Genomic DNA, 24,589 nt, shown 5'->3' on the forward strand with positions numbered 1-24,589 from the left:
CTCTTCACCAGCCGGGGCCGCGGAACCGGCTTTGCCGGGCCGCAGGCGCAGCGCCCCCTTGGGAGTCAGAGAGCTGCACGCTAGTAGAGCGAACGTGGGGGCTCAGTCTTCCGCCCCGGCCGTCGACAAGGCCTCGGTCCCATGTTGCGGCAACACCAGCACCCCCTCATCGTCGGGCAAGGCTTCAATGCTGATCACCGGTGCCGAGGGCGTGACCCCCCCGAACAAGGTGGCAAAAGCGGCGGACGCGGCGTCGCGGCCGGTCGCAATACGCACAAAACCCATGGGAATCGCGGTGCCCGACGGATCGAACAGGTACCAGCGGTGGCCCACGTAGGCCTCGACATAGGCGTGAAAGTCGGTCGGGCCCAAGGCCGGATCGGCGCCGTAGTCGATGCCGCTGACAAAACGCGCCGGAATGTTGACCGCGCGGCACATGGCGATCATCAGGTGCGCAAAGTCGCGGCAGACACCGACTTCGTCGATCAAGGTATCCACCGCCGTGGTGTTGACGGTGGAGCTGTTGGACCGAAAAGTCACGCGCTGCTGGACCCAGTCACGGATCGCCTGCACCCGGCTGTAGCCCTGGCGCAAATGGCCGAATTCCTTGACCGCCAGCCGGTTCAAACGGTCGGACTGGCAATAGCGGCTGGGGTAGAGATAGGGCAACACAGACCCCGGCAGTTGCAACACGCCGACCTCCAGCAGTTGCTCGGCTTGCGCCACATGGTGGCGGATGTCGACCGTGGCGCCATAACTCACCGTCAAGGCACCGGCCTCGGCCCGAAATTTCAGGTAGCGGTTGCGGCTGACCGCATCGGTGTACATCTCGGGCTGCAGGATCTGGCTGATGCCCAGGGTTTCATTGAGCACGGTTTGCTCGGGCGTGTGTGCCGCGTGGATATTGAAAATGAAATCGCAGCCGGCATCCGCGACCTGGTAACTCAGTTCAATCAAAAATTTAAGCCTGACCATACGCTGTCTTCCTGAAGTTTTGCCGCCACCCGGCCGGCATGGACGGGTGGGGTTCTTGCAAAGGGGGTGACGGCGCGGCGCACGCACCAGGCGGCAACATCTGGCTGCGGGCAAAGGCGTGGCCGCACACCAAGTCAGTGTGGCACGGGAAAACGAGGGGACTGGCAGGTCAAGCCAAACGGCCATGGTGCTGGCGCTGACTTCGCATGCCGGGCGCGCGCCGCACCTGACAGCGATGCGGCCTGTGCGCCTACAAACGACGGCGCCGGGGACTGGCCAGCGGCTCAGTCGCTATATTTTTTATAGCTGCTTGCGCCCTACTCATAAGGGCTAAAGCCTGTTTTTATGCCGAAACAGCGCCTAACTCAGGCCCCGACTTCGTCCATGAAACGCACTTTGACACTTTTGCCCTTGACCCCGCCGGCATCCAGCTTTTGCTGGGCCAGGCTGGCAATGTTGCGGTCCACCGCCACATAGGTGGAAAACTCGTTGACATTGATCTTGCCGACCTGTTCCCGCGTAAAGGGCGGGACGTTGCCGGCCTCGCCGGTCAGCGCGCCCAACACGTCGCCGGCGCGGATTTTTTCCTTGCGGCCGCCGACGATTTGCAGGGTGACCATGGGCGGCAGCAGCGGCTCGTTGCTGGCCGGTGTCAGTTCGGTCAGCTTGTGCCACTCGGACTCGGCTTTTTGCAGCACCTCGATCTTGCCGACATAACCCATCTCGTCCATGCTGGCCAGACTGATGGCCCAGCCTTCTTCATCGGCACGGCCGGTGCGGCCTATGCGGTGAATATGCACCTCGGCATCCGGCGTCACGTCGACGTTGATGACCATGGCCAGTTGCGCAATGTCCAGCCCGCGTGCCGCCACGTCGGTCGCCACCAGCACCGAACAACTGCGATTCGAAAACTGCACCAGCACCTGATCGCGTTCGCGCTGCTCGAGTTCGCCAAACAGCGCGAGTGCGCTAAAGCCCTGCTCTTTCAAATAGGCCACCAGCGCGCGGCATTGCGATTTGGTGTTGCAAAAAGCCAGGGTGCTGGCCGGGCGAAAGTGGCGCAACACCTGGGCGACGGCGCCCAGACGGGCTTCGTCATGGTCGCTGTCCGGCACCTGGTACCAGCGCTGCTGGATCTTGGTTTTTTCATGCTGCGCCTGCACCGTGATGGTTTGCGGCGTCTTCATGAACTGCTGGCTCAGCTTGGCAATCCCTTCGGGGTAGGTCGCCGAAAACAGCAGGGTCTGGCGCTCTTTCGGGCATTGTTTGGCCACCGTGACGATGTCCTCGAAAAAGCCCATGTCCAGCATGCGGTCGGCTTCATCCAGCACCAGGGTGTTCATGGCCTCCAGATTCAGGTTGCCGCGCCCCAGGTGGTCCATGATGCGGCCGGGTGTACCGACCACGATGTGGGCGCCGTTTTCCAGGCTGGCGGTCTGGTTGCGCAGCGGCACACCGCCACACAAGACCACCACTTTCACGTTTTCTTCGGCCCGCGCCAGGCGGCGGATTTCGGTGGCGACCTGGTCGGCCAGCTCACGTGTCGGACACAAGACCAGGGCCTGCACGGCAAAACGCCGGGCATTGAGGTTGGCCAGCAGGGCCAGCCCAAAGGCGGCGGTTTTGCCGCTGCCGGTTTTGGCTTGCGCAATCAGGTCTTTGCCCAGCAGCGCCACCGGCAGGCTGGCAGCCTGAATCGGGGTCATGGCCAGGTAGCCCAGCTGCTGCAGGTTGGCCAGCATGTGGGCGGGCAGGGACAAGGTACTGAAATCGGAAGAGGAAGAGGTCATCCCCCATTATCGGTGCCCGGCCTAGGTACCAACCCCTAGCGCCCCGAATGACCCGTGCGGTCCCTCACAGAAGCCGCTTCATGGCGCACCGTTGAGGCGCTCCTGCCACGTCTTTTTACAAGAAAATAGGCTCTAACCCTTATCCAACGGACGCAGGCAGCTATCATTTTTATACCAAAAACCCCTGCATGTTGCGGGTTCAAAGCGCTACAGGCATGCTTGCGTCTTACGTCTGACAAGAACACCAAAGATTATTTATGCAAAATTTCGACTTCGACCTGTTTGTCATAGGCGGCGGCAGCGGCGGTGTGCGCGCGGCACGCATGGCGGCGCAACGCGGCGCACGGGTGGCGCTGGCCGAGGTGGCGGCCATGGGCGGCACCTGTGTCAACGTGGGTTGTATCCCGAAAAAGCTGTACAGCTACGCCGCCCACTACGCCGAGAGTTTTGAAGAGTCCCATGGTTTCGGCTGGGTCGGCGAAGCGCCCACGCTAGACTGGGAGTTGCTGAAAACCAACCGCGCCAAGGAAATCACGCGGCTCAACGGGATTTACCTGAGTCTGCTGAAAAACGCCGGTGTGCAAATCATCGAAGACTGGGCCACGCTGGCGGGCAAACACAGCGTCGAGGTGGGCGGCAAGACCTACAGCGCCAAACACATCCTGATTGCCACGGGTGGCACGCCCAGCGTGCCGGAAGTGCCGGGCCGCGAACATGTGATCACCTCCAACGAGATTTTTGACCTCTCGCCCTTCCCGAAACGCCTGCTGGTGGTGGGTGGCGGCTACATCGCCTGCGAATTCGCCTCCATCTTCAACGGCCTGGGCGCCCAGGTCATACAGGCCTACCGCGGCGCCCAGGTGCTGCGCGGCTTCGACGACGAGGTGCGCGCCTTTATTGCCGGCGAAATGCGCAAAGCCGGTGTCGACCTGCAACTCAACACCGACGTCGCCAGCATCAGCAAAACGCCAGAAGGCCTGCAGGTGACGCTAAAAAGCGGCGCGACCCTGGTCGTCGACACCGTCTTGTACGCCACCGGCCGCGAACCGCTGACCGGCGGCCTGTGCCTGGACACCGCGGACGTCGCCGTGAATGAGGCCGGGGCGATCCAGGTGAATACGCATTACCAGAGCTCGGTTCCCTCGATTTACGCCGTGGGTGACGTCACCGCGCGCCTGCAACTCACGCCCGTGGCCCTGGGTGAAGCCATGGTGGTGGTTGACCAGCTGTTTGGCCCCGCCGCCGGCAAAAAACCGCGCCACATGAGTTACGACTTCATTCCCACAGCGGTGTTCACCCATCCCAACATCGGCACCGTGGGTTATTCGGAAGCCGAAGCGCGCGAAAAATTTGGCGCCATTAGTGTCTACAGCTCTGACTTCAAGGCCCTCAAACACACACTCAGCGGCAGCAGCGAACGCACCTTCATGAAGCTGCTGGTGGAAGATGCCACCGACCGCGTGGTTGGCTTGCACATGGTGGGCGCGGACGCCGGCGAAATCGTTCAGGGTTTTGCCGTGGCCATGAAAGCCGGCGCCACCAAGGCAGTGTTTGACAGCACGATAGGCATACACCCGACCGCAGCGGAAGAATTTGTGACCATGCGCGAACCCGTGAAAAAACCGGCCTAAAGCCGGTTGTCCCGCTTGCGCGCCGCCGCCAGCGGGCCGGATTTATCGATTGCGGCGTCAAAACTCGCCACGTCCGCGTCATCCGGTCGCGCTGGACGCGCATCCAGCGGACGAAACACCTTGTGCTGCAAGTGGCGCAAGGCATCGGACTTTTTCATCGCGTCCAGCACCCGCTCGGGCGCCATCATCAGCACAAAAGGATTGGCGCGAGGGACATCGGTTCTCATGGCAGCGGCTCCTTGAATACATCCGTGGGGCAGTCAGGGTTAGATGAACTGACTGTAGGAGCGCTGGAGAATTCGGAAAAGTCAGCGGGCAGCCAGAGCGCTTGTAGGCCGCAGGCTGACACGCCTTTGCCGCTACCCGCGTCAGAAAGCCCGTTCGCCTTGGTGCCAGGCGCCGCGTACCATGGGCATGCCACCGCTCATTTTGACCCGGATCAGGTCGGCCCTAAGCCCGGGCGCGAGTTCACCGCGGTCCATCAAACCGATGGCACGCGCCGGATTGCGCGTCACGGTGTTGACGGCTTTGGGCAAGCTCCAGCCCACCGTGTCACGCAACAAAAAGGCCGACTGCAAGAGGCTGGCAGGCACGTAATCCGACGAAAAAATGTCGAGCAGGTCGAGTTGTGCCAACTCGGCCGCCGACACATTGCCGGAATGGGAGCCGCCCTTGACCAGGTTGGGGCCGCCCATGACGATGGCAATACCCGCCGCCCGCGCGGCCTGCGCCGCCGCCACCGTGGTGGGAAATTCCGAGATCGCAATCCGTTCCTCGCTGGCTTGCGCCACATGTTCGACTTCGGTGTCGTCGTGGCTGGCCAGCGGCACGCTGCGGGCGTGGCTGCCGGCAATCACGGCAGCGCGGTTGGGGATGGCATGGCGCTGCTGGTGCGCGGTCAGTTCCGCCACCAGGGCCAGGTACTCGCTGTTGTCGAAGCTGCCAAAACGCTCGGCGTAACGCCGGTATTTTCCGAGATCTCGCCACTGGCGCTGGCCGGGTGTGTGGTCCATCACACTGACAAGTTCCAGCAGCGAATCGTCGGCATATTGCTCAAACACTTCCACAATATCCGGCGCAGAAACTTCGCAGCGCAGGTGCAGCAGGTGCTCGACCCGCAGCAGTCCTTCATCGCGGCATGCGTGCAGGGCCTGAATCGAAACATGTTGGGTCTGGCTGCGTGCGCCACCCCGGTCCATGTCGCCAATCACGATGGAGTCCAGCACCGTGGTGATGCCGGCGGCGGCACACAGGGCGTCGTGCATCACGGTCGCCGAATGGGCATTCCAGAGCACGCCGGGGCGTGGCACCAGGTGTTTTTCAAGGTTGTCGGTGTGCAGCTCGACCAGGCCGGGCAGCAGCCAGTCACCCGCCCAGTCCTCGGCGCCTGGCACGGAGGTGTCGCCGCGTTCGATGGAACGGATGGTGCCCGCCTCGATCACCATGCAGCCGGTGAATTCTTCGGTGGCGGTGACGATTTTTGCGTTCCTGATGATTCGTTGTGTCATGAGAGGCTTCCGGTTTAAAGAGGTTTGCGATGTTGTTCAACGTCAAAGCAGCGGCTCGCCACGGCCTCGCGCACTTCGTCGTCGTGAAAAATGCCGACCACGGCGGCGCCGCGCGAGCGGGCCGCCCAGATCAGCTCGACCACCACACGGCGGTTGTCCGCGTCGAGTGAAGCGGTGGGTTCGTCCAGCAGCAGCACAGGCTGGTTGGCGATCAGGCCGTGTGCAATGTTCACGCGCTGCTGTTCGCCACCGGAAAACGTCGCCGGCGGCAAGTGCCACAAACGCTCCTGCAAATTCAGCCGCGCCAGCCATTCGGCGGCCTGGCTGCGTGCGAGTTCGGCCGCCATGCCGAGACGGCGCAGCGGTTCGGCCACGATGTCCAGGGTGGAGACGCGGGGAATCACGCGCAAAAACTGCGAGACATAACCCAGCGTGCGGCGCCGCACCTCCAGCACCTCGCGCGGCGCGGCGTTCGACAAGTCCACCCATTGTTCGTCGTGAAGAATGCGCACCTCGCCGCGGCTGGCGCCATAGTTGCCATACAGGCAGCGCAGCAGGGAACTCTTGCCACTGCCGGAGTGGCCGGTCAGTGCCAGGCATTCGCCCGGATAGACCTGCAGGTCGATGCCGTCAAACACAGGCAGCGCCAGGCCACCGCGGCCATGCAAGGTAAAGGTTTTGGAGAGTTGGTGGGTTTCAAGCAAAGCAGTCATGGGGGCCATCACAGTGGGAAAGAGGGGGCACGCCGGCTCATGGCGTGAGAACGGAAGAAACCAGCAACTGGGTGTAGGCATGTTGCGGGTCGTCGAGCACCCGGTCGGTCAAGCCCTGCTCCACCACCTGGCCGTCCTTCATGACCAGCATGCGGTGCGCCAGCAGGCGTGCCACGGCCAGGTCATGGGTCACGATGACGGCCGCCAGTTGCAGCTGGTCCACCAGTTCGCGCAGCAAATCAAGCAGCCGCGCCTGGACCGACACATCGAGCCCGGTGGTCGGTTCGTCCATGAACACCAGCCGCGGATGTGTCACCAGGTTGCGGGCAATCTGCAGGCGCTGCTGCATGCCGCCGGAGTACGTGCCTGGCAAGTCGTCGATCCGGTCCACGTCGAGCTCGACACGTTCCATCCAGCTCAAGGCCTGGCCGCGTAACTTGCCGTAGTGGCGGCTGCCCAGGGCCATCATGCGTTCGCCGATGTTGGCGCCGCCCGAGACATTCATGCGCAGGCCATCCCGTGCGTGTTGCTCGACAAAACCCCAGTCGGTGCGGGCCAGCCAGCGCAAACGGGCTTCCGACAAATCCGCCAGGTCGACCAGGCCGGCCTCGCTGCGTGCCGGCGCCGCAGACACCACGCCGGCCTCGTCCCGTACGTCGTAGTGAACCGAACCTTCGTCACAGGCCAGGCGGGCCGCCAGCAGCCGCAACAAGGTGGATTTTCCGGAACCGGATTCCCCCACCACCGCCAGCACTTCCCCGGGGTAGAGGTCAAAGTTCACATCGCGGCAAGCCCAGCGCAGGCGACTGCCTTGCATAAACTGTTTGCCGGCGCCGCGTACGGATAAAAGCAGATCGTTGTTATTCATCATGCCCCCTGCCCTGCGGGCTGTGTGTGGTGTGTTGTGTTGGCCAAGGCGTCCGGCATCTGCACCGCCTGTTGTGTCCCGACATGGCCGGCGTCACGGCGATCGCCGCAAAAATCACTGTCCGAACAGACAAACAAGCGGCTGCCTTCATCGTCCACAATCATTTCGTCCAGAAAACTGTTGTCTGCCCCGCACAAGGCGCAGGCATGGTCCCAGCGCTGCACCTCAAACGGATGGTCCTCAAAGTCGAGGCTGCGCACGGCGGTGTAAGGCGGAATCGCGTAAATGCGTTTTTCCCGTCCGGCCCCAAACAGCTGCAGGGCCGGGTTCATGTGCATCTTGGGGTTGTCAAACTTCGGTATCGGTGATGGCGAGGTCAGGTAACGCTCGTTGACCAGCACCGGGTAGTCGTAGGTTTTGGAGATGGCCCCCAGTTGGGCAATGTCTTCGTAAAGCTTGACATTCATCAGTCCGTATTCGGCCAGCGCATGCATGGTGATGGTCTCGCGGCGGCGCGGCTCCAGGCGGAACAGCGGCTCCGGCATAGGCACCTGGTACACAAGGATCTGGGCTTCTGTGAGCGCCGCTTCCGGGATGCGGTGGCGGGTCTGGATGATGCTGGCCAGCGCGGTTTTTTCAGTGGTCGGCACCCCGGTGGTGCGGGCAAAAAAGCGACGGATGTTGACCGCATTGGTGGTGTCGTCAGCGCCCTGGTCAATCACCTTGAGCACATCCTCACGCCCGATGATGCTGGCCGTGACCTGCACACCGCCCGTGCCCCAACCATAAGCAAAAGGCATTTCGCGTGAGCCAAAAGGTACCTGGTAGCCGGGGATCGCCACCGCCTTGAGCATGGCGCGGCGAATCATTTTTTTGGTTCGCTCGTCGAGAAATCCGAAGTTGTAGTGTCCGTCCATCATGCTGCTTTCTGTATCGCCGGAGCGGGGTTGTGGCTTGTTTCTTTGCCCTCTTTGTCGGCCTCTTTCTCCAAGGCATGGGCGGCGCGCAGCTTGCGCACCAGCTCCAGTTCGGACTGGAAATCCACGTAATGCGGCAACTTCAGGTGTTGCACAAAACCAGAGGCTTCGAGGCTGTCGGCATGCGACAGCACAAACTCTTCGTCCTGCGCGGGCGCTGTGGCCAGCTCGCCCAGTTCGCGGGCGCGCAGCGCTCGGTCGACCAGCGCCATGGCCATGCTTTTTCGCTCAGCCCCGCCAAAAGCCAGGCCGTAACCTTGGGTGAACTGCGGTGGTACCTCGCGGTTGCCGGCGAACTGGTTGATCATCTGGCACTCGGTCACTTCAACGTCGCCGATCTCAATCGGAAACCCGAGTTCGTCCGCCAGGATTTCCACCGCCACCTTGCCGCGCCGGATTTCGCCGGCAAACGGATGAGCATTGGCATAACCACGCTGGGTCGAATACCCCAGCGCCAGCAGCCAGCCTTCGTCGCCGCGTGCCAGGGCCTGCAGGCGCAGCGGCCGTTCCGCCGGAAACATCAGCGGCTCACGTGTCAGGTCGCCGGGTTCGGCGCCGGACGTGGGACGAGGTGTCTCCATCAGGCCTTCACGCGCCATCAGGTCGTTGACGCGCGGCATGTGGGCCGGCAAAGCCTGTTCGGCGACGGGGGCCTCCCCGGACGCCTGGTCGCTGCCGCCCTCTGCCAGCAAGGCAAAGTCCAGCAGGCGCTGGGTGTAGTCATACGTGGGGCCCAGGACCTGGCCGCCGGGCAGGTCCTTGAAGGTGGCCGACACACGGCGCACCAGTTGCATCTGCGCGGTATCCATCGGCAGGCTGTAGCCAAAACGCGGCAAGGTGGTGCGGTAGGCACGCAGCAGGAAAATGGCTTCGACCAGATCGCCGCTGGCCTGCTTGATGGCCAGCGCGGCCAGCTCCGCGTCGTACAGCGATCCCTCGGCCATGACACGGTCCACCGCCAGCGGCAGTTGTTCGCGGATCTGCGCCACCGACAACTCCGGCAGCGAGGTGTCGCCCCGGCGTTGTCCGGCCAGCAGGCGCCAGGAGTGTTCGATGGCGGCTGCGCCGCCTTTGACTGCAACATACATCAGGGATGCTCCTCATGATTTGCGCCGCGCGCGGCGTGGTTTTGCGGGATGAGCCGCAAGGCGAAAAACCCAAGGCAAGGCTGGACGCCTTGCCTGGTTTTGCAACGAAGTGGATCGCCCGCAAAACCACTCCCCTTCGGGTTCGAACCAAAACGGGCGCTTTGCCCACCCAACCCCTTGCGTGTGCCTCGGCACACGCTGCGAGGTCTTGGCAAGCAAATCATCCCGTTTTGGACTCGAACGCGCATGGCGCAAGTCATGATGAGCATCCCAGGACTCCTTCCAGACGCCGCACACGGGTGGTGCGCGGCAAACCCAGCGCCGCATCGGCGCAGGTAAAAACAATGTCCACACCCTGGGGGAAAGACGCGTGGTTGGCTTGCCATTGCGCCCAGAAGTCCTCCGGCAGACCGGCAATCCGCACCGTCTGCATGTCCTGGATGCCCGGGCCGCGCCACTCGACAGCGGGACCGGTTTCCAGCGATGCAACCTCCACCAGCAAGGTGGCGGCTGTTTCGGGCGCGTCCATGGTGCCTGCCGCAAACGTGTCGAGCGCAGGCCATCCGGCGGCATGGCTCAACACGGCAAAAGCCGCTTCTGACGGGGCTGCGGCGCGTGAGGCGCCGGTATGAAAGCGCAACCACTGCGCCTCAGCACAGTCGCCTTGCGGCCACCACACGGCGGTGTCGTCGTCGGTCAGGGCCAGCAACAGGTGCGCCATGGCCGGGCCAAGCGCCAAGCCTTTGACGGTCTGCCCCAGGGCCACAGGCTGGCCGGGCCGAGACAAGGCATCAAGAACCCGGCGGAAAGCTTGTTGTGCGTCATGCACCGGATCGACAAAACCGGCACTGAGGGAATGTTGTTGCGTCATACCTCGCCCCGCACAAAAGTAAAAAATTCGACCCTGGATGCCGCGGCCGAACGGCTGGCGGCATCACGCTGCGCCGCCTGCTGACTGGCCAGGGGATCCATCACGGCTTGCTGCAGATACGCCTGACGTGTTTCGTCCTGCAACAGTGCGTCAAAAAGTGCCACCAGCTCGGCTTTGCGGCGGTCGCGCCCCAGCGTGTAACCCACACCCAAGGCGCCGGACCCCACACGCAGGGCACAACGGGTGACCGTGGCTTCGCCGAGGTTGAAGGCGTCACCGGTGCCGCCTACACGTCCGCGCAGCATGACCATGCCAGGCTCGGACGGCCTGACATGTTCAAGCGCTGGCAAGTCCCCCACCAGCGCCAGCGCTTTTTCAAGCTCGGGCCTCGTAGCCCGCGTCAACACGCCCAGCCAACGCCGACGCGGCGCATGGTTTGCATTCATTGCATCGTTTGTCATACAGATGTCTAAATCAGTCACTAGAGTTGGATAAGTTGCTGCAAAACACCCGCAGTGGGTGCGAAGAGCCTCTAGTTCAACCGGACAACATGACCAATTGATGACAAACGAATACACACTTTCCAGCGCACCGGGCAGGCGCAGCGGTGTCGCGGTCTGGAAGCAGATCGCCAACACACTGAGCACAGAAATTCGCGACCGCGCCTTCACCGCCAGTGGCCGGCTGCCCAGCGAAAACGAACTGTCCACACGTTTCGGCGTGAACCGCCATACCCTGCGCCAGGCGGTGGCGGCCTTGCAGGTGGATGGCCTGGTGCGCATCGAACCGGGACGCGGCACCTTTGTCCAGCACGAGCTGCTGGACTACGTGCTTTCACGCCGGACACGTTTCACTGAAAACCTGCAGCGCCAGGGATTGCTGCCCAGCAAACAATTGCTGACGGCGCGGGAAATACCGGCGCCTGAACGCGCCGCCCATGAACTCCGGCTGGACAAAGGGGCGGCCGTGCTGATGGTGGAGACGCTGGACGAAGCCAACAACCAGCCCATCGCCCTGGCCACCGCCTATTACCCCGCGCTGCGTTTTTCCGGGCTGCTGGAGATGCTCCACGACGGCACAGGCACCACGAAAATCCTGCGCCATTTCGGCGTGGAAGATTACGTGCGCGCGGAGAGCCACATCACCACCCAAATGCCCTCGGATGAAACCGCACGCCTGCTGAAGCAACCGGCCACCCGCCCGGTGTTGTGTGTGGAATGCCTGGATGTGGACATGGACGGCCAGCCCATCAAATACGGTGAAACCGTGTTTTCCGGCGACCGGGTCCAGCTGGTGGTCAACGCGGGACAAGACGCTGGAGAAAAATCATGAGCGTGCGTTATGCCATTTATTTTTCGCCGGCCAAAAACACCCCCTGGTGGAACTTTGGTGCGCACTGGCTGGGCCGTGACGAACATGACAACACGGCACTTCCGCACCCTCTTGTGGCGGGGATTCCATCCACGGAGCTCGCCAGCCTCACGCAAACACCTCGGCGTTACGGTTTTCACGCCACCCTGAAAGCGCCTTTCCACCTGGCGGCCGAGGTGGACGAAACCGGCCTCATCACAGGCCTGCGCACGCTGGCACAGACCTTGAAGCCGGTCGCACTGGGGCCCCTGCGTGTCGCGACACTGGGCAATTTTGTGGCGCTGATCCCCCACACCATTCCCGGCGGCCTGCAGGCGCTGGCGGATGCTTGCGTGACCGGGCTGGATCACTTTCGCGCGCCGCTTCTGGAGGCCGACCTTCGCCGGCGTCGCACCGAGCAACTCGATGAACGCGAGACCGAATTGCTCGACCTCTACGGCTACCCTTATGTGCTGGAACGTTTCCGCCTGCACCTGACATTGACCGGCCCCGTCGACGCGGATACAGCGCAACGCGTGACGCAGGCCGTCTCTACACATATCGACAGACCCAACACCGATATACCACTGTTGCTGGACCGGCTCTGCCTGTTTGTCGAAAGATACCCTGGTGCACCCTTCCAACGCATCATTGACCTGAGGTTGCAGTCATGAGTGGCGCCTGGATTTTTGTCTGTGGCCCCTCGGGTGCCGGCAAAGACAGCGTCATCGCCTCGGCCCGGCAACAGCTGTCCGAGCGACAAGACATCGTGTTTGCACGCCGCATGGTCACACGTGCCATGCAGGCCGGCTCGGACCACGATGCACTGACAGAAGCAGAATTTTTATCGCGGCTTCGGAACAACGGTCTGTGCTGGCACTGGCAGGCGCACGGTTTTTACTATGGCATTGCCCAGCACTACGCGGCCGAGGTACAAGCCGGGCGGCGGGTGGTGGTTAATGGCTCGCGCGCACATGTCCAGGGCCTGATGCCATCGCCAGAACTGCGGGTGGTGGAGGTCACGGCCAGCCCCGAGCAGTTGGCCACCCGGCTGGCACAACGCGGCAGGGATGCCGCCAGCGCCGTGGTCGCGCGGCTGGCACGCAACACGGGCTTTGCCGACCTGCAAGCCGACTGTGTGATTGTCAACGACGCGACGCTGGCGGTGGCCGGCCAGCGCCTGGCGGACTACCTGGCAGCTTAAGGCCTCGCTCAGGCGATGCGGGCGCTTTCAAGGACCGTCACATAATGCGCCCAGGCGGGCGTGTTCGCAGTGGGGTCCTTGGCACCGTCATCCCAGCGACGCAGCGCCACCGCATCGGCGGCAAACGGCTGCTGGATAAAAACAGCCGCGTCTTCCTCTGAAAACGCCCCGCCCTGCAAGGCCAGGCTGCGCTGGGACGCCGGCGACAGACTGGCCGCATAGTGCGGGTCCATATGGCAAAGATAACGTTTGGCGTCCACATGCAGACGTATCGGCGCCAGCACGGCCTCGTCGAACACACCGCGTAAAAACGGAATCGCCAGGTATTGATGCACATCATCAATGGCTGCTGTCCTAGCCTCTGTCCTGGGTGCCATCAAATGCCCCAGGTCATGCAAGAGGGCGGCGGCGATCAGCGACGGTGACGCACCGGCCTGCTCGGCCAGGTGCGCACACTGCAAGGCATGTTGCTGCTGGTTGATGGCTTCCGAGCCGTATTGCACGACCCCCTGGGTTTGGTACAAGCCGGTGATCTCCGCTATTTGCAATGCCATGATCAGCCCTACACCAGGGCTTGGCGGATACGCGCTGACACCAGGTCGATCACCGTGACGGTGACAATGATGATGATCATGACCGCGCAGGTTTCGGCGTACTGAAAGCCACGGATGATCTCCCACAAAATCACGCCAATACCACCGGCACCCACCATGCCCACCACCGAGGCCGAACGGACGTTGGACTCAAACCGGTACAAGGAATACGAAATCCACAGCGGCAATACCTGCGGAATGATGCCGTAGACAATTTCTTCCAGTGCATTGGCCCCGGTCGCGCGTATGCCCTCGACCGGCTGTGCGTCAATCGACTCCACGGCCTCGGAAAACAGTTTGGCCAAGACCCCCGTGGTATGTACAAACAGCGCCAGCACACCGGCGAACGGCCCCAGCCCCACGGCCACGATGAACAACATCGCAAACACCATTTCGTTGATGGCGCGTGCCGCATCCATCAGCCGCCGCACGGGCTGCCGAATCCAGGCAGGGGCGATATTGGCCGACGAGAGCAAACCGAGCGGCACGGCAAACACCACGGCCAGCGCCGTCCCCCACAAGGCAATCTGCAGGGTCACCAGCATTTCCTGCAGGTAGAGGCGCCACTGGCTGAAATTGGGTGGAAAAAAGTCCGCCGCGTATTGCGCCATGTTGCCGGAATCACGCACCAGGTCCAGCGGACGCATGTCTGCGCCCTGCCAGGACGCGGCCAGCAAGGCAATCACGACGCCCCAGCCCAGCATGGCCAGCACGCTGGTTTTGGGTAAATTGACCTGGAGGGGGGCGACCGCCAAGGGAGAAGCAGGTGTGCTCATGTCAGTTGGGCTGGAATCAGGAAGACGGGATCAATAGGCATTTGTTTACTGACCCAGTTCGGCCAGTTTTTTGTCGATGTCAGCAAGCTTGACCTGCTTGTCGGCCGCCGCCATGCCGGCATCGGCTTCAAACTTGTTGCGTTCCTTGAACAGCTCCAGCTGGCGGATGGGAATCAACTGCGCATTGGTCGAGGCCTTGAAGCCGGACAGCTTGGAGAGTTTCATCAGGTTGTCTTTTTCCTGCTGGCTGCCTTTGCCGTAGTTGTAGAAAAACTCGCTCACGTTTTTCTTGGTCGCTTCGGGCAAGTCCTTGCGCATCACCAGCGGGTCCAGCGGAATCAGCGGCGAGGTCCAGAGGATTCGGATGTCCTTGAATTTCTCGGGCAAACGATCCTTCATCTTCTCCAGGTTTTCGCTGTTGTTGGTGGCGACATCGACCTGCTTGTTGGCGACGGCCAGACCGTTGCTTTCGTGGTTGGCACCACGTGCCACCTTGAAAAAGGTTTTGGGATCAATCTTGTTTTTCGCAAACACGTAATAACCGGGGACCAGAAACCCCGAGGTGGAGTTGGGATCGCCGTTGCCAAAGGATAGGTTTTTGCCGTTCTTGAACACATCGTCCAGCGATTTGAGCGCGCTGTCCTTGTGTGTGATCAGGTGGGAGTAATAACCTTGACTGCCATCGGCATTGACCATTTGCGCAAACACCTCGCCGCCTGCGCGGTCCACCGCTTCCATGGCGGACTTGTTGCCATACCAGGCGGCATGCACCTTGTTGAAACGCATGCCTTCAATGATGCCGGCGTAATCAGAGGCAAAAAAGGCGTTGATTTTCATGCCCGTCTTTTTGGCCATGTCATCCAGGATGGGTTGCCAGTCGGACTTCAGGTTTTGGGAGGACTCGGTGGAGATGATGCCGAAATTGAATTCCTTCATTTCCTGCGCGCCCACGGGGGTCAAGGCGACCAGCGCCGTGGCGGCCAGTCCAGTGAGTAGTTTTTTAAGCATGGGGATTCCTTGGTCAATGAATGCGTGATGAAAAAATGGGGGTCAGGCCGCTTGGGCCAGCGGTGTGGGCCAGGCCAGATGCGGCACGGGTTTCACTTTGTCTTCCAGGCTGGAAATGTGGTCACCCAGCGCCAGGATGTCGTCCGCTTCGGCGCCGTACAAATTTCGCAACACCTCGGGGGTGAGTCCGACCGAGGGGCCGTCGTACACCACCCTGCCCTGGTGCAAGGCCACGGTGCGCGGGCAATATTTCATGGCGACATTGACCTGGTGCAGCGACACCACCACCGTGCATTGGTCTTCCCGGTTGACGCGGGCCAGGATGTCCATGACCTTGCGTGAGGACTCGGGGTCCAGCGAGGCAATGGGTTCGTCGGCCAACACCACCTTGGCGCCCTGCACCATGGCGCGGGCAATCGCCGCGCGCTGCTGCTGGCCGCCCGACAGGGTGGAGGCACGTTGGGCCCAGCATTCGGCAATGCCCACGCGGCGCAGCGCCTCGATACCGCGGGCTTTTTCCTCGGGCGTGAACCAGCGGAGCAGGCTGCGCCACATCGGCACCCGGTGCAAGGTGCCGGCCAACACATTGATGATCACCGGCAGACGACCCACCAGGTTGAATTGCTGGAACACAAAACCGATTCCCGAGCGCACCGAGCGGATGTTGGAAACAATTTTTCCGTTGCGTTGCACAGTCCGGCCGTGGATCTCGATGGACCCCGGCGTCTGGCTATCCCCGGCCATCAGCCCCGCCATGTGGCGCAGCAAGGTGGATTTTCCGGAACCCGAGGCGCCTATCAGCGCCACCATTTCGCCCGGGACAATACGCAGGTTGATCTGTTGCAGGGCTTTGCGGCCGTTGCCAAAGGTTTTGCTCAGGGTATTGATTTGAATCGCAGCATGCATGGTCTTTTCCGTTGGTGAACGGCTTGAATCTAGGGCCGCAATGTGTCGGTTTCGTGTCAGGCCTTCACCTTGCAGGGGGCTTGCAGGGCTGGAATGGGGCGTTTGCGCCTATGGGCCGGGACGGCGCACAATCAAGGCCATGGCTTATCTACCAACCTTCATCGCCCCCACCCGTTACACCGACCCGCTTGCCGCGCTGGCCCAGGTTCAGACAATTTATGACCAGCAGATCAGCCACCTGCGCGAAGCCATGCAGCGTTATGTGGCCGGTGAGACCTTGCCCGGCCATGTGCGCGCCTGTTACCCCTTTGTGCGGGTGCATACCGACACGGTGGTGCGTTCCACGCTGGCCTCGGTCGATATTTCCAAGCTCAGTTATGGTTTTGTCGCCGGCCCCGGCCGTTTTGAAACCACGCTGACACGACCCGACCTGTACGGCGCGTATTACCTGGAGCAGTTCCGCCTGCTCTTGGAAAATCATTCGGTCGAACTTGAAATCGGCACCAGCACCCAGCCGATTCCTGTGCATTTTTCCTTCGCCGAACACGACCACATCGAAGGCAACCTGAGCATGGCGCGGCGCATGTTGATGCGTGACGTGTTTGACCTGCCGGATCTGGCCGCCATGGACGACGGTATCGCCAACGGCACTTACGAGCCGCGCCCCGGCGAGCCCCAGCCGCTGTCGCTGTTCACGGCCGCGCGGGTGGACTACTCGCTGCAGCGCCTGCGCCACTACACGGGCACCTCGCCGGACTGGTTCCAGAACTTTGTGCTCTTCACCAACTACCAGTTTTATATCGACGAATTTGTGCGCCTGGGCCATGCAGCCATGGCCGACCCGGCCAGCGAATACATCGCTTTTGTCGAACCCGGCAATGTGGTGACACGCCGCGCCGGCCTGAGCGCGCAAGAAGGTGATGCGCTGGGCCTGGCGCCGCCGCGGCTGCCGCAAATGCCGGCCTACCACCTGATGCGCGCCGACCGCAGCGGCATCACCATGGTCAACATCGGTGTCGGTCCGGCCAATGCCAAAAATATCACCGACCACATCGCCGTGTTGCGCCCGCACGCCTGGCTCATGCTGGGCCACTGCGCCGGCCTGCGCAACAGCCAGCAGCTCGGCGACTATGTGCTGGCCCACGGTTATGTGCGTGAAGACCATGTGCTGGATGAAGAACTGCCGCTGTGGGTGCCGATTCCGGCACTGGCGGAAATCCAGGTGGCGCTGGAGCGCGCCGTCAAGGACGTGACCAAGATGGAAGGCGCGGCCCTCAAAAGCATCATGCGTACCGGCACCGTGGCCTCGACGGACAACCGCAACTGGGAACTGCTGCCCGGCAACCAGCCGCAACGCCGCTTCAGCCAGAGCCGGGCGGTCGCGCTGGACATGGAAAGCGCCACCATTGCCGCCAACGGTTTTCGCTTTCGTGTGCCTTATGGCACCTTGTTATGTGTCAGCGACAAACCCTTACACGGCGAGATCAAACTGCCCGGCATGGCCAACCATTTCTACCGCGAGCGGGTAGACCAGCATTTGCGCATAGGCATGCGGGCCATTGAGCTACTGCGCGAACAAGGCATCAAGCAGCTGCACAGCCGCAAGCTCAGAAGTTTTGCCGAGGTGGCTTTCCAGTAAGCCCTGCTTGCGCCACGTCCGGGGTGTATTCACGCCTGGCCCCTGCGTGAGCGTGCCTGTCAACGGTCCCGACAAGGGGCCTTGACGGCGCGCCCCTGCTGGGGACATCATTCCTTTTTTTCAAATCTGAGCATTTTTGATTGGTTGATTTGTTTTAAAGCGCTATGGGCATCTTGTAGGAACAACAAGGAGCATCGCGATGAAACCCTGGATCGTTCGCACCGCGGCAGCACTCGCCGCACTGACCCTGTTGGCTGGCGGGGCCGTGCTGGCCGGCACCTACCTGGCAGACCGCAAAGCCAATCGCAGCGTCCACGCCGAGGTCCAACCGGTGGCGTACCGCAGCGACGCGGCGGCGCTTGAGCGCGGGCGTTACCTCTACGACTCACGCGGTTGTGTCGCCTGCCATGCGGCCGACGGCCATGGCAAGACCTTTGTCGATGAACCCAACGGCCTGCTGGTCAAGGGCCCCAACATCAGCCCAGGACCGGGCAATGTGGTGGCCAGCTACCAGCCTGCAGACTGGGTGCGCGCGATCCGGCACGGGATCAAGCCGGGCGGAAAACCGCTGCTGATCATGCCCAGTGAAGACTACAACCGCCTGACCGACGACGACCTGGCCGCGCTGGTCAGCCACCTGCGGCACATGCCGCCAGTCGCGGGCGAAGCCGCGGTGCTGCGCCTGCCGGCCCTCGTGAAGGTGCTGTACGCGGCCGGCATGGTGCAGGACGCCTACGAAAAAATCGACCACCGCTTGCCGCCGGCGCAGCCGGTCACCGAAGGTGTCACCATCGCCCACGGCGCGTATGTGGCCAATATGTGCATGGGTTGCCACGGCGCGAATTTCAGCGGCGGAAAAATCTCCGGCGCCCCGCCCGACTGGCCGGTCGCCGCCAACCTCACCACTGGCCCCCAAAGTGAAATGGCACGCTACACGGCGGCCGGGCAATTCCGGCAGATGCTGGCCAGCGGCCGCCGCCCGGACGGCAGCCAGGTCAGTGCCGTCATGCCTTTCGACGCGCTCAAGGCCATGAGTGCGACCGATGCCGACGCGCTCTACCTCTACCTCAAGAGCCTGCCGCCGCGAAACGCCGGCGAGCGTTGAGGCCAGCAGCGGAGTCGCTATGGTTTATATAGCTGCTTGCGCCCGCCATATAAGGGCTGGAGGCACTTTTTACTCATAATCAAGCAGGTATTTCGCTGCCGCCTACCCATCAGGGAATGCAGTGCTGCAGGGCTTGGCCCGCCTGCCAGCGCGCCAGGTTGGCGAGGAACAACTCGCAGACACGGCGGTGGTTACCGTCGGAGTGGCCTGCCGAATGGGGTGTCACGATGACATTGGCCAGCCCCCACAAGGGCGAGTCGCTGCCCAGCGGCTCGTGTTCGAACACATCCAGGTAAGCGCCGCCCAGACGCCCGTCGCGCAAGGCCTCGATCAAGGCCGGCTCCACCACCACCTCGCCTCTGGCCACATTGATCAGGCAGGCGCCCGCCGGCAGTGCGGCCAGGGCTTCGCGATCCACCAGGCCACGGGTCTGCGCCGTCAGCGGACAAGCCAGCAGCAGCCAGTCCGCGCGCGGCAGCACCGAGGGCAAGGCGGCGAAACTCACCATCTCGACCCCGTCCTCGGCGGCCTGCGGCGGGTGCTGGCGCACCACCACCAGCTTGAGGCCCAGCAGGCGCAAAAACGCGCCCAAGCGCTGCCCGATCGGTCCCCAGCCGACCAGCACCACCGTTTGCCCCGCCAGGTCGCGCGGCGCTTGCGCACCGCCCACCAGGGGCGCCCAGGTGCGCGCCTGCTGCGCGGCCATGAGTTGCGGGAAGCGGCGCGCCAGGGCCAGGAGGCCGGCCAGCGCAGTCTGCGCCACCACCTCGGCATTGGCACCCGACGAAGTGCAGACATACACACCACGCGCGCGCAGCTCGGGATAAATCGGTCTGTCGGCACCAGCCGAATGGATATGCACCCACTGCAAGGCCTCAGAGCGGCGCAGCACGGCATAAAAAGCCAACAGGCCAGCGGTGAGCTCATGTTTGGTCGACAGGCCGGTCACATCACGCGAGATAAACGCCAGGTCCACCCCGGCCTGCGCCGATTCGGCGACTTGGTCGGCTGTGACCAGTTCAAACGCCCGGCTCCCCAGCACACCCGCGATGGCGGGTGCCAACGCCTGCCGGGTTTGCGGCGACAACAGAATACGCAGCGGACGGGTCATCAGGGCGCTCACTCCGCGCGGGCGCCGGACTCCACCACGATGACTTTCCATTTTTCGTACTCACGCTGCACGAACTGGGAAAATTGCGCGGGCGTGCCGCCCATCGGGTCAGCCCCTTCGCGAATCATCTGCTGCTGAATGGCGGGCACCGCCACCACCTCGTTGACGGCTTTGTTGAGCACGGCAATCACGGACTCGGGTGTCCCTTTGGGTGCAAAAAAACCAAACCAGGAACCGGCTTCAAAACCCGGGAAACCCTTTTCAGCAATCGTCGGCACCTCGGGCATGGAGCGGGAGCGCTGGACGCTGCTGACCGCAATCGGCCGCAGCTTGCCGGCCTGGATTTGCGACATCACCGACGGGATGGTGGCAAACATGAACTGGATACGGCCGGCCAGCAGGTCGCGCACGGCGTCCGCGCCCTTGTAGGCGATATGTGTCGCTTCAAACCCGGCGCGTTTGGCCATCATGTAACCCGACAGATGCGAAGAGGTGCCAACCCCGGTGGAACCGTAGTTGAGTTTGCCGGGGTTGGCCTTGGCGTAGGCAATAAATTCTTCCACCGTTTTGGCGCTCACGGACGGATGCACCACCAGCACATTGGGCACCTCGGCAATCTGCACCACAGGCACCAGGTCGATCAACGGGTTGTAGGGCAGCTTGGGGTAGAGCGTGGGGTTCACCGCGATCGGGCCGACCGAGTTGACGATCAGGGTGTAGCCATCGGGCGCGGCACGCACCACGGCTTCGGTGCCGATGTTGCCGCCGGCACCGGGCCGGTTGTCGATCACAAACTGCTGCTTCAGGCGCTCCGACAGCTGCTGCGCCACCAGCCGCGTCAAGAGGTCGGTGGTGCCACCAGCGGTGAAAGCCACCACGACCTTGACCGGCTTGGCCGGGTAGGTCTGGGCCAGCGTACTGCCCACACCCGCGGCGCCCAGCAGCAAGGCGGCGGCGAGACGTGTGCCATGGCGCCGCACCGAGGTCCAGCGGCGAGCGGCAGGCGTTGGGGCCGCGGGGTCGGAATGAAAAGTCGTCAACATGGTTTGTCTCCTGTTTTTTTAGGTCTGTCTTGCGTGGGATGCCGGCCTGATTTTTTTCAGGTCTTGTAGCTGGGGTCGGTCCGGTCGAGTTTTCTAAGCAGCGCGGGCCACTCCATCAAACCGTAGGGGCGACGCGTGCCGGGCTGGTAATTGCTCCAGGTTTCTTCGAGCACGGGCTGCGAAACGGGGGAAAAAGGCGAGTTGCAGGCCATCGCCGCCAGTTGGGAGCGGCAGGCCAGCTCCAGCCTGTGCATCCAGTTGAAGGCCTCGCCAATGCTGCGCCCCACCACCAGCGCACCGTGGTTGCGCAGCATCAGGGCTTCGCCGTCACCCAGGTCACGCACCAGGGATTCCTGCTCGTCCAGGTTGAGCACCACGCCGCAATAGTCGTGGTAGCCAATTTTCAGAAAACGCATCGCGGTCTGGGTGATGGGCAAGAGGCCACATTCCAGGGCCGACACCGCCATCGAGGCCCAGCTGTGGGTGTGGATCACACAGCCCACTTCGGGCCGGGCTTCGTGGACCGCGCTGTGAATCACATAACCGGCCTTGTTGATGCCGTAGTTGAGTGCGCCGAAATCGGGCTTGGCCAGGATGTTGCCCGCGTGATCGATCTTGATCAGGCTGGACGCGGTGATCTCCTCGTACATCAGGCCGTAGGCATTGATCAAAAAGGCGCCGTCTTCGTCGGGCACGCGTGACGAGATGTGGTTGGCCATCATGTCGGACATGCCGTAAATTGCCACCAGCCGGTAACAGGCGGCCAGGTCCACGCGGGCCTGCCACTCGGCCGGCGAGCAGCGCTCCTTCATCGATTCAATTTTCAGCGTGCCGTTGTCTTGCATGAACTTTCTCCAGAACTGGGTTTATCAAACTCAATCGTCCCCCAGCTTCAGCGTGCTGGGCAAACGTTTTTCAATCGCCCACTTGAGCAGGGCCGCGCTGCGGAAAATGCCGTGCGCAAATTTCCCATACGGCAGCGTCAAAAACAAGGCCATCACCACGCCCAGGTGGATCGCCAGCAACAAGGCCATGGCCGGGGTGTCCCGCCAGGCCAGCAAGGCCAGGCCGGTGAGGCTGGTGAAAAACAGCAGCGCAATAAAACCGCGGTCCATCGGTTTCTGGGCGGCGTCGCCATGTTGGGGATGGCGCCTCAGGTTGAGCCAGAACAGGCCGGCCGGCCCGGCGAGCAAACCGAGGCCGCCCAGCGTGCCCAGCAGCACCGGCAAGCTGCTCAGCGCATACGGCGCCTGTTGGCCCAGCAGGTAGTGGTACAGCGTGGCCACACCCGTCGCGGCAAAACACAGCATGAAGCCATAAAAGGTCAGGTGGTGAAAGCGCCGGCGCCACAAGGTGAAGGCATCGTCCGTGTTGTTGCAGCCCTCGCCATGGCCGCCGTCGAGGTAAGTCAGGCGCAAGGCATTCCCGGCCGCTTCGGCCACGGCCGGTCCGCTGGCCTCGCCGGGGGACACATCGCGCCAGAACTTGCGCACCCCCAGGCCCAGGGCCAGCGTCGCAAACAAAAAGATGGGCGCGAACATGAAGACCAGCAGGTTGTGCGGAAAGATGGCGTAGAAATTTCCTGCCAGCGGCGCATGCCACAAGCTGCCTTGCAGCCACACAGCCAGCACCAGAAACAAGGCCAGCCCGGCGGCCAGCGCCAGCGCCACGGTCAGACCATTGCGTTTGTAGAGCGCACCCAGCGCGGGTGGCCAGGCGTAGTCGGCGTAGGTCTGACCACGCACCTGGGCCATGGCCTGCGGCACGTTGACGGCAAACTCATGCGGCGGCGCGTATTGGCAGGCATGCAGGCAAGCGCCGCAGTTGTGGCACAGGTTGGCCAGGTAGTGGATGTCGGCCTTGCCAAATTCCAGGCGCCGCGTCATGGCCGGAAAGACCGCGCAAAAACCTTCGCAATAACGGCAGGCATTGCAGATCTGCAACTGACGGCTGACTTCGGTTTCATAAGACGTCAGGGGAAATTCGCCGAGTGCCAGCGCGCGGGCGTCGCGGGTCAGGGCTTCAAGCTGTTGCACAAATCGCTCCTGTTTTGATAGCTGCTTGCGCAGCCTGGGCGCCGGCAATGCGGCCAAATGCCGTACCAATCGACATCCCAACCCCCGCCGTGTAACCCTTGCCGAGTACATTGCCGGCCATCATCTCGCCGGCCACAAACAGGTTGTCGCTGGGCTGGCCGCCAAAATGCACCGCAGCCTGATCGTTGACCTTGAGGCCCAGGTAGGTGAAGGTGATGCCGGGCTTGAGCGCATAACCGTAGAAAGGCGCGGTGTCCAACGGCCGGGCCCAATGGGTCTTGGCGGGCGCCACCCCATCGGTATGGCAGTCGTCCAGCGCCGTGTGGTCAAAAGTGCCGACACGGCAGGCGGCGTTGTAGTCATTCAGGGTCTGCATAAAGGTGGCCTCCTCCAGGCCCAGCTTGCGAGCGAGTTCGGGCAGGCTGTCGGCCACCACGCCCGGGAACACCGGTGGCATGAAGCGACCTATGGCCTTGGCATCGATGATGGAATAAGCGGTCTGGCCCGGCTGCTGCGCCACCAGACGGCCCCAGATGGCGTAACGTTTGGGCCAGAAGTCTTCACCCTCATCGTAAAAACGCTGGGCCTGCTGGTTCAGCACCACACCCAGCGACACACAGTCGATGCGGGTGCAAATGCCGCCGTCGTACAAGGGCGCACGTGCGTCGATGGCCACCATGTGGGCCTGCGTCGGATCACCAATCACATCGGCCCGGTGGTCGTCCAGCATGTGTTTGAGCAGCACCCCCTGGTTGAAGGCCGTGCCGCGAATCAGGAAGTTGTCGGCCGGCCATTCCCCCGCAGCGGTCTGGCCCCAAGCCTCGCGCAGCCAGGCGCGGTTGGATTCAAACCCGCCGGCGGCCAGCACGCAGGCTTTGGCTTCAATCCGCTCATCGCCAACATAGGCGGCGACAAAACGGCCGTCCTGGATCTCCAGGCGATCCACGGGCGCTTCATAACGAATTTTCACGCCCAGCTTTTCAGCGCTACGGTAATAGGCATTCACCAGCGCCTTGCCACCGCCCATGAAAAAAGCATTGGTACGCGCGACATGCAGTGCGCCCGACAGCGGCGGCTGGAAATGCACGCCGTGGCTGCGCATCCAGTCGCGGCAATCGGACGAGGCGCGAATGGTGAGCCTGGCCAGCTGTTCGTTGGTGAGGCCACCGGTCACCTTGAGCAAGTCCTGCCAGTACTCCTCTTCCCGGTAGGCCTCAATCAACACGTCTTGCGGCGCATCGTGCATGCAGCGCAGGTTGCGCGTGTGGCTGGAATTGCCGCCGCGCCATGCACGCGGGGCCGACTCAAGCAAGAGCACCGAAGCGCCGGCTTCACGCGCCATCAGCGCGGCGCACAAGGCGGCGTTGCCACCGCCTATGACCAGGACATCAAACATT

Annotated in this window: 25 protein-coding genes; 6 read left to right on the forward strand and 19 right to left on the reverse strand. The window is 62.7% G+C overall.

The window, feature by feature from the left end; genetic code table 11:
- Window positions 1-102: 102 nt before the first annotated feature.
- Both R6254_RS07665 and dbpA read right to left on the reverse strand, forming a co-directional pair.
- Window positions 103-975, reverse strand: coding sequence for a transglutaminase-like domain-containing protein (locus tag R6254_RS07665; protein ID WP_318405701.1), 873 nt, complete (start codon window positions 973-975; stop codon window positions 103-105).
- Window positions 976-1,340: 365 nt separating this feature from the next.
- Entirely contained in the window at window positions 1,341-2,765 is a 1,425-nt protein-coding gene (dbpA, locus tag R6254_RS07670; protein ID WP_318405703.1) for an ATP-dependent RNA helicase DbpA, read from the reverse strand.
- A 257-nt stretch (window positions 2,766-3,022) separates the two neighbouring features.
- Here dbpA and gorA point away from each other — a divergent pair, with 257 nt between their 5' ends.
- Window positions 3,023-4,396 carry a glutathione-disulfide reductase gene (gene gorA / locus R6254_RS07675; protein ID WP_318405706.1) on the forward strand — a complete coding sequence of 458 codons (1,374 nt, stop codon included), beginning with the start codon at window positions 3,023-3,025 and terminating at the stop codon, window positions 4,394-4,396.
- Here gorA and R6254_RS07680 read toward each other — a convergent pair.
- The 8 genes from R6254_RS07680 to phnG all read right to left on the reverse strand — a co-directional run bounded on the left by R6254_RS07680 (window position 4,393) and on the right by phnG (window position 10,882).
- Window positions 4,393-4,623, reverse strand: coding sequence for a hypothetical protein (locus tag R6254_RS07680; RefSeq protein ID WP_318405708.1), 231 nt, complete (start codon window positions 4,621-4,623; stop codon window positions 4,393-4,395). The two genes, gorA and R6254_RS07680, sit on opposite strands and share 4 nt — an antisense overlap.
- Window positions 4,624-4,764: 141 nt before the next feature.
- Entirely contained in the window at window positions 4,765-5,904 is a 1,140-nt protein-coding gene (locus R6254_RS07685) for an alpha-D-ribose 1-methylphosphonate 5-triphosphate diphosphatase (protein ID WP_318405710.1), read from the reverse strand.
- Between the two features lie 14 nt (window positions 5,905-5,918).
- Window positions 5,919-6,617 carry a phosphonate C-P lyase system protein PhnL gene (phnL, locus tag R6254_RS07690; protein WP_318405712.1) on the reverse strand — a complete coding sequence of 233 codons (699 nt, stop codon included), beginning with the start codon at window positions 6,615-6,617 and terminating at the stop codon, window positions 5,919-5,921.
- Between the two features lie 37 nt (window positions 6,618-6,654).
- Entirely contained in the window at window positions 6,655-7,434 is a 780-nt protein-coding gene (gene phnK, locus R6254_RS07695; RefSeq protein ID WP_412103138.1) for a phosphonate C-P lyase system protein PhnK, read from the reverse strand.
- Between the two features lie 50 nt (window positions 7,435-7,484).
- A complete protein-coding gene (locus R6254_RS07700) occupies window positions 7,485-8,405 on the reverse strand; it encodes an alpha-D-ribose 1-methylphosphonate 5-phosphate C-P-lyase PhnJ (protein ID WP_318405713.1) in 921 nt (306 codons plus the stop codon).
- Window positions 8,402-9,550, reverse strand: a complete 1,149-nt coding sequence (locus tag R6254_RS07705; protein ID WP_318405714.1) for a carbon-phosphorus lyase complex subunit — start codon at window positions 9,548-9,550, stop codon at window positions 8,402-8,404. The genes R6254_RS07700 and R6254_RS07705 overlap by 4 nt, the downstream gene beginning before the upstream one ends.
- Window positions 9,551-9,806: 256 nt before the next feature.
- On the reverse strand, window positions 9,807-10,421 hold the full coding sequence (phnH, locus tag R6254_RS07710) for a phosphonate C-P lyase system protein PhnH (RefSeq protein WP_318405716.1): 615 nt from the start codon (window positions 10,419-10,421) through the stop codon (window positions 9,807-9,809).
- A complete protein-coding gene (gene phnG / locus R6254_RS07715) occupies window positions 10,418-10,882 on the reverse strand; it encodes a phosphonate C-P lyase system protein PhnG (RefSeq protein WP_318405718.1) in 465 nt (154 codons plus the stop codon). The genes phnH and phnG overlap by 4 nt, the downstream gene beginning before the upstream one ends.
- Before the next feature lie 100 nt (window positions 10,883-10,982).
- Between phnG and phnF the strand changes: the two genes are divergently transcribed.
- Genes phnF through phnN form a run of 3 tightly spaced genes read left to right on the forward strand, consistent with a single transcriptional unit; the run spans window position 10,983 to window position 12,975 of the window.
- The gene (phnF, locus tag R6254_RS07720) at window positions 10,983-11,753 is read left to right on the forward strand and encodes a phosphonate metabolism transcriptional regulator PhnF (RefSeq protein ID WP_318405720.1); all 771 of its coding nucleotides are present in this window, start codon (window positions 10,983-10,985) and stop codon (window positions 11,751-11,753) included.
- Window positions 11,750-12,445 (forward strand): DUF1045 domain-containing protein, encoded by a 696-nt coding sequence (locus tag R6254_RS07725; RefSeq protein WP_318405722.1) that lies wholly within the window; start codon window positions 11,750-11,752, stop codon window positions 12,443-12,445. The genes phnF and R6254_RS07725 overlap by 4 nt, the downstream gene beginning before the upstream one ends.
- Entirely contained in the window at window positions 12,442-12,975 is a 534-nt protein-coding gene (gene phnN, locus R6254_RS07730; protein WP_318405723.1) for a phosphonate metabolism protein/1,5-bisphosphokinase (PRPP-forming) PhnN, read from the forward strand. The genes R6254_RS07725 and phnN overlap by 4 nt, the downstream gene beginning before the upstream one ends.
- A gap of 8 nt (window positions 12,976-12,983) precedes the next feature.
- On the opposite strand, the gene R6254_RS07735 is transcribed toward phnN, so the two are convergent.
- From R6254_RS07735 to phnC, 4 genes are all read right to left on the reverse strand, one after another.
- Window positions 12,984-13,529, reverse strand: coding sequence for a phosphonate degradation HD-domain oxygenase (locus R6254_RS07735; RefSeq protein WP_318405725.1), 546 nt, complete (start codon window positions 13,527-13,529; stop codon window positions 12,984-12,986).
- A gap of 8 nt (window positions 13,530-13,537) precedes the next feature.
- Window positions 13,538-14,272 (reverse strand): phosphonate ABC transporter, permease protein PhnE, encoded by a 735-nt coding sequence (gene phnE / locus R6254_RS07740; RefSeq protein WP_412103139.1) that lies wholly within the window; start codon window positions 14,270-14,272, stop codon window positions 13,538-13,540.
- Window positions 14,273-14,389: 117 nt separating this feature from the next.
- Complete coding sequence (gene phnD, locus R6254_RS07745; protein ID WP_318405727.1) at window positions 14,390-15,352, reverse strand: phosphonate ABC transporter substrate-binding protein; 963 nt, start codon at window positions 15,350-15,352, stop codon at window positions 14,390-14,392.
- A gap of 42 nt (window positions 15,353-15,394) precedes the next feature.
- The gene (phnC, locus tag R6254_RS07750) at window positions 15,395-16,258 is read right to left on the reverse strand and encodes a phosphonate ABC transporter ATP-binding protein (protein ID WP_318405729.1); all 864 of its coding nucleotides are present in this window, start codon (window positions 16,256-16,258) and stop codon (window positions 15,395-15,397) included.
- Window positions 16,259-16,397: 139 nt separating this feature from the next.
- Between phnC and R6254_RS07755 the strand changes: the two genes are divergently transcribed.
- Window positions 16,398-17,897 carry an AMP nucleosidase gene (locus R6254_RS07755; protein ID WP_318405731.1) on the forward strand — a complete coding sequence of 500 codons (1,500 nt, stop codon included), beginning with the start codon at window positions 16,398-16,400 and terminating at the stop codon, window positions 17,895-17,897.
- A gap of 199 nt (window positions 17,898-18,096) precedes the next feature.
- Window positions 18,097-19,002, forward strand: a complete 906-nt coding sequence (locus R6254_RS07760) for a c-type cytochrome (protein WP_318405733.1) — start codon at window positions 18,097-18,099, stop codon at window positions 19,000-19,002.
- A 109-nt stretch (window positions 19,003-19,111) separates the two neighbouring features.
- Here the strand turns inward: R6254_RS07760 and R6254_RS07765 are convergent, their stop codons facing one another.
- Genes R6254_RS07765 through tcuA form a run of 5 tightly spaced genes read right to left on the reverse strand, consistent with a single transcriptional unit; the run spans window position 19,112 to window position 24,588 of the window.
- A complete protein-coding gene (locus tag R6254_RS07765; RefSeq protein ID WP_318405735.1) occupies window positions 19,112-20,113 on the reverse strand; it encodes a D-2-hydroxyacid dehydrogenase in 1,002 nt (333 codons plus the stop codon).
- A gap of 8 nt (window positions 20,114-20,121) precedes the next feature.
- Window positions 20,122-21,156 (reverse strand): Bug family tripartite tricarboxylate transporter substrate binding protein, encoded by a 1,035-nt coding sequence (locus R6254_RS07770; protein WP_318405737.1) that lies wholly within the window; start codon window positions 21,154-21,156, stop codon window positions 20,122-20,124.
- Between the two features lie 56 nt (window positions 21,157-21,212).
- Complete coding sequence (locus tag R6254_RS07775) at window positions 21,213-22,001, reverse strand: class II aldolase/adducin family protein (RefSeq protein ID WP_318405739.1); 789 nt, start codon at window positions 21,999-22,001, stop codon at window positions 21,213-21,215.
- Between the two features lie 30 nt (window positions 22,002-22,031).
- A complete protein-coding gene (gene tcuB / locus R6254_RS07780) occupies window positions 22,032-23,192 on the reverse strand; it encodes a tricarballylate utilization 4Fe-4S protein TcuB (protein WP_318405740.1) in 1,161 nt (386 codons plus the stop codon).
- Entirely contained in the window at window positions 23,179-24,588 is a 1,410-nt protein-coding gene (gene tcuA / locus R6254_RS07785) for an FAD-dependent tricarballylate dehydrogenase TcuA (RefSeq protein ID WP_318405742.1), read from the reverse strand. Before tcuA ends, tcuB begins: the two co-directional genes overlap by 14 nt.
- Window position 24,589: the final 1 nt, after the last annotated feature.

Source organism: Polaromonas potterensis (genome assembly GCF_033446725.1).
Taxonomy (GTDB): Bacteria; Pseudomonadota; Gammaproteobacteria; order Burkholderiales; family Burkholderiaceae_C; genus Polaromonas.